The 4,809-nt window shown below is 30.5% G+C and carries 4 protein-coding genes and 1 pseudogene; 4 read left to right on the top strand and 1 reads right to left on the bottom strand.

The features are described 5' to 3' along the window. Window positions 1-299, top strand: a pseudogene (locus tag Q0C22_RS10175) (hypothetical protein); the annotation flags it as partial. A gap of 280 nt (window positions 300-579) precedes the next feature. Here Q0C22_RS10175 and Q0C22_RS10170 read toward each other — a convergent pair. Further along, window positions 580-861: a hypothetical protein gene (locus Q0C22_RS10170; RefSeq protein ID WP_291494414.1), complete on the bottom strand. Its 282-nt coding sequence runs from the start codon at window positions 859-861 to the stop codon at window positions 580-582. Window positions 862-2,279: 1,418 nt separating this feature from the next. Here Q0C22_RS10170 and Q0C22_RS10165 point away from each other — a divergent pair. The 3 genes from Q0C22_RS10165 to Q0C22_RS10155 are packed head-to-tail and all read left to right on the top strand — an operon-like array spanning window position 2,280 to window position 4,670. Beyond that, window positions 2,280-3,212 carry a tyrosine-type recombinase/integrase gene (locus Q0C22_RS10165; protein ID WP_291494412.1) on the top strand — a complete coding sequence of 311 codons (933 nt, stop codon included), beginning with the start codon at window positions 2,280-2,282 and terminating at the stop codon, window positions 3,210-3,212. A gap of 5 nt (window positions 3,213-3,217) precedes the next feature. Continuing rightward, on the top strand, window positions 3,218-4,129 hold the full coding sequence (locus Q0C22_RS10160) for a hypothetical protein (protein ID WP_291494411.1): 912 nt from the start codon (window positions 3,218-3,220) through the stop codon (window positions 4,127-4,129). Beyond that, on the top strand, window positions 4,095-4,670 hold the full coding sequence (locus Q0C22_RS10155; RefSeq protein ID WP_291494409.1) for a ribbon-helix-helix protein, CopG family: 576 nt from the start codon (window positions 4,095-4,097) through the stop codon (window positions 4,668-4,670). The genes Q0C22_RS10160 and Q0C22_RS10155 overlap by 35 nt, the downstream gene beginning before the upstream one ends. Window positions 4,671-4,809 lie beyond the last annotated feature (139 nt).

The following is a 4,809-nucleotide window of genomic DNA, read 5'->3' as shown; positions in this document are numbered from 1 at the left end:
AAATAGCAGTGAAAAAGAACAACCTAGTTGTCATTAAGGGAAAAAGCTTTACTTACTATGTGAAAACTAAAAACAATGTTGTTGTGTCTGTAATAGCTAAATCAAAAATAGGATTTGCTAATCCATCTTATTTTATTAAGGATATTAATACTTGTAAAAGAATAATTATTAGGATAATACCACTGGGTTTTGTTAAAGGGGAATACTTTTGCCCAAGCGGTAAGTATATTTATTCAATTTTAGGAGGTATGGCCTTACACTACTACACAGAGGTTTGGCTAGCAAAATATAGCTTTTAAATCAATAAACTTGTATAAAACGTGGTATAAAAATGTTTCTTTTTGGAATTTTGGATTATCGTGTTCGTATTTCTAAATTGCTTCAAACCACCTTATATAGCACCAACTATTTATTCAAGTGTTCATTTGACTTGAAAATCTCTGCTAATATTTAATATGTTGTCATAGATATAAAACCCTCGTAAAATACCTTCTTATTCCCGCTATACGATTATACGCTTTTATACCAATCATCCTAGCTGATCCACATTATACAAGTTTCAACTGTCTATCCATGTTCTTATCCTAAAAGTTCTTTTTCTATTTCTATTTCCTTTAGTATTGTATTTGCTTTGTTTATAGTCATGTTAATTCCTTCCTTGATATCTCTACCTATTGCATTAATACTAATATCCATACCACACATATTTAATACTATTTCGTATTGTATATTATCTTCTATTTCTTGTGTTTTCTCCAATAATCTATTACAGATATCTTTGATTTCGCTTATACTAGATGACACAGATAACATGCTAAAAAGTAAATACATTCCTAATGTTTTACTATCTACTTGTTCCATATTTACTCTCCTTATTGTATTTTGGCTGTACCACAACTTGTTTCATATTATCTTTAATAAAACTATATGATGTTAATCCATATACGAACTTTTTATTAGTTGCTTCTAGATATCCATAACACACTTCTTTATAAAATAGGTAAACTTCTAGATTATTACAATCTATCCTATTAACTAAATATAGTAAGCACCTTATAGCTTTAGTTGCTATTTGCTCTTTTAACATAATATTCTCTAAAAATACTACAAATACTTTTATAACATTGTCTACTCTTGTTTTTTCCACCAGAAAAGACGATTATATTTTCTATTACTTCCCCAGTTGTGGCATCTACCAATGCTAAATTATTGACAAAGTATACCATAAAGTTCCTTCTTTATTATTATGTAACAATTTTATCGTTTTTTCAAGACAATCTTTACAATCATGATTATGTTGAAAATGTAGAAATTAATACTTTAAAACAAGGATTAGATTAGAAGTTATATAACACATAGAAAAGCTTGAAAAATGAAAAAGAATAAATAAATATATTCTGTAAAAATTTTTGAAGTTCCACAAAAACTCAATACCAATCAATGGTTTCCAGGCACGAAAACATCAAAATCGTACATTTCTACCTTTTGCATTTTCCCTGTCAACAAAACATTGATGTATCGTAATTTTTTTACGAGTTTTGCTATTGATTAGTAATGGTTAGAAAGCTAAAAATAATAAAATTGATTTTTTATTTTACTTGTCCTATTTGTAGTTTTGCTGTCATTTATTCTTTGCTATGGTTTTACAGCAAAACTACAAATAGTTGGGGTTCTTAGGGGCTTTGCCCCTAAGTCTAGGGAAGGTTTGGAAGGGAGCGAAGCGTCCCTTCCATAGCGACAAGCTACATCGGTGGCAGCTGCTAAAATCTTTATGAAGGTTTATTTTAAGGTTATATTTGAAGTTATTATTTTGGAATATTGCTCTACATTGCAATGTAGTAATTTATGAAAAATATTGTGAAGTAAAAATATAAAGTTTATTATTGAAGCATATTGCAAATTTATTTTTGGTAGTATATATTAGGATACATATGAAATTAATATATTAGATTATCATTGTAGAATATGCTATTAAATATGACTATAGATAGTTATTAAATATATTCTCAAGTATTTTATGAAATGTTATTATGAGAAAATATATGAAATTTATTATTTTTACTATAATACTACTCCTATGAATATATGAAGAATAGAACCGCTTTCTGTGGGCAACACAGAAAGCGGTAGTTTGTGGCCGAAGGCCACGAAGTTTTGATAAAAAAGTATTGATAAATTAGAAATATGTCATATATTGTTTTATAAGTATGGTGCTCCTCAGGCCTTGCTGGGGACGGTCACGCTAACGTTATAGCGATGTAAAACCTTAAGAGGTTGTTTTGCGAGGAAGTGTTAAAGTACAAGTAAGCTTTTTGCTTAGGTTAATCGAAGAGATTGGGAATTCTAAGAAAAAGGCGAAGGAGTCTGCTAGGATAGATGGTGCTAAAACGTGGCATGATATTGGAAAGCGTATAGGGATTTATAGTTACGCTACTAGGAATACCTATAAAGATGTATGGATGCAATTTCTTAATTTTTGTAGGGAAGAGTATGGTGTAAAGGATCCTGTTAAATTGGATGCCATTCATTTCAAAGCTTATTTGGAAAAGAAGATAGCTGATGGTATTAAATACTCTACCTTTCAAAAGCATGCAGCCGCATTAGAAAAGTTGCAAGTAGCTATCAATGTATTTTTATCCACTTATAGGCCTGATATAAAAAAGAGTATGGATTACTCAAAGGATATTGCTGAAGTAAGAAAGAAGGCTCAAAAACTATTGAAAAGATTTGAAGGCGTTAGGCATTATCAAGACCCTCAGAAGGTTTTAAATTTCTTGGATGGCAATTACAGACTTGTGGCAGAACTTCAGCTAAGAGGTGGGCTAAGATTTAGCGAAGCTCAGAAACTAAAGCCCTTTAGTTTTAAAGGTAATGGTGTTATAGAGATAAAAGGTAAAGGCGGTAAGATTAGAACTGTAAAAATACCTTTAGAGCTTTATGAGATTGTAAAGAAAAGGGTTGACGATGGAATATGGTATATAAAAAAAGAAACGTATTTGAATCATTTGAAAAATGCTTGTAAGCTTGCAAATGAAGAGTATATGGGCTCCCACGGTTTGCGTTGGAATTATGCATTAAATAGCTTCTTTGAGAAAACCAGCTTGGGTGTTGGATACTTTGAAGCTTTGCAATCTGTTAGTCATGAAATGGGACATAATAGACCAGATATTACAGAGCATTATTTGTTTGGAGTGAAAAAGAAAAGGAGTTAAGTGATATGTTTAATGAAAAAATAGAAGTAGAACAAGGATTAAAGAAGAAAGAAGGGCAAAACAATACAAGGAGAAAGAAGCTCTTGGAGTTAAAAGATAAAATAGGGTTATCCGATGATGAGCTAAGAAAGTTGGAAGAAATAGGTAAGAAGCCTTTTACAAAAAAAGAGTACGACGAGCTGCAAACTCTTGTGAGTAAGTTCATTAGAGGTTATAAGAACGCTTATACTAGGAAAACCCATAAGGCAAACAGAGTTAAAGCCCTGTATTATCAAATAAAAGATTTAAAGGCTAAAGGACACAGTTGGAGTGAAATATTGATTTTCATGAGAGAGCTATTAAAGGTAAAAGTAAGTCAAAGTTATTTATTGCAAGTTTATAGACAAGTAGAGTTTGATTTATTAAAGGCTAAACTTATGAGTATCAGTTATATGATAGTGGATGGTAAAAGTTGGGATGAGTTATACAACGATATTAAATCTGCTCTTCCTGAGGAGATAAAGGATTCTCAAATGCTAAAGAAACTTTATTATGCATTGGTTGAAGAAGAGATCGAAAAACACTTTAAAGAGATAGAGAAAATGAAGAAATTAAATAAAGACTGGATTACAATCTTAAGTAGTTTAAAGATATATTGGATAAGAAGAAAAGAAGTAGAGATATTAGACAAAGCTTACAATGAAGTTCTTAAGAAAAAACTAAAATTACAAAGAGCTAACAAAATAAAAAAGCTTAAGAAATTAATAGACAAACACTATGAGAAAATAAAGCAGCTGAAAGACGCTGGTAAGAGTTTACAAGACAGTTTATTGGCTCTAAATATTGAGCTTCCGCCGGATCTAGACAATGAAGCTCTTAATAAAATATACAATGACGTAGCAAATGAGAAAGCAAGAAAGAATAAAAAGAATGGGTGAACTACGTGTTAATCTCAACGAAGAACTAAGCACAAAACTTGAAAACAAAGCTAAAAAAATAGGTAAATCTAAATCCGATATTGTAAGAGATGCTTTAAATATCTATTTAGACAAAAAGCTAAGCGCTTATCTCCTAGCGCACGAAAAAGGCGCTGCTGGTATAGTGGAGGACAATGAAAAACTAAAAAGGGAAAACGAAGAACTACAATATCTTCTTGCTGACTTTGAACAAAGATACAAGAGTATAAGCCAAAAGCTTTATTTGTTAGAAAGAGAATATACAATTGTTAATAAGCATTATCAAAAGCTACGTGGTATCTATACCGAAATCGAAGAAGAGAATAAAAGGCTTAAAACATATTTACGAAACTATGAAGAATGTTTAAAACATTACAAAGGGTGTAAGAAAGCTTTAAAGGATTTAGAGACTAAGCAAAAAGAATATGAAATGATATTGACTATCATTATATATGCTGGTATAACATTTGCTGGTGTTATATTGTTGTTTAAAATATTAAGCTACTTTCATATCTTGCTGTAAAAGTGGTAATAGTTCACTAAAAAAGTTGATGTACCGTTTCATTAATTGTGTAAACTATCTTACTAAACATTATTGTATTACTACCAGATAAAGAATTTCAAGTTGCTTTCTTATAATATCCCAATCTTTTATGGGTTTT

Origin of the sequence: Desulfurella sp. (genome assembly GCF_023256235.1) — a bacterium.
Lineage (GTDB): Bacteria > Campylobacterota_A > Desulfurellia > Desulfurellales > Desulfurellaceae > Desulfurella.
The sequence above is the reverse complement of the archived record's forward strand: the minus strand, read 5'-3'. Positions and strand labels throughout refer to the sequence as shown.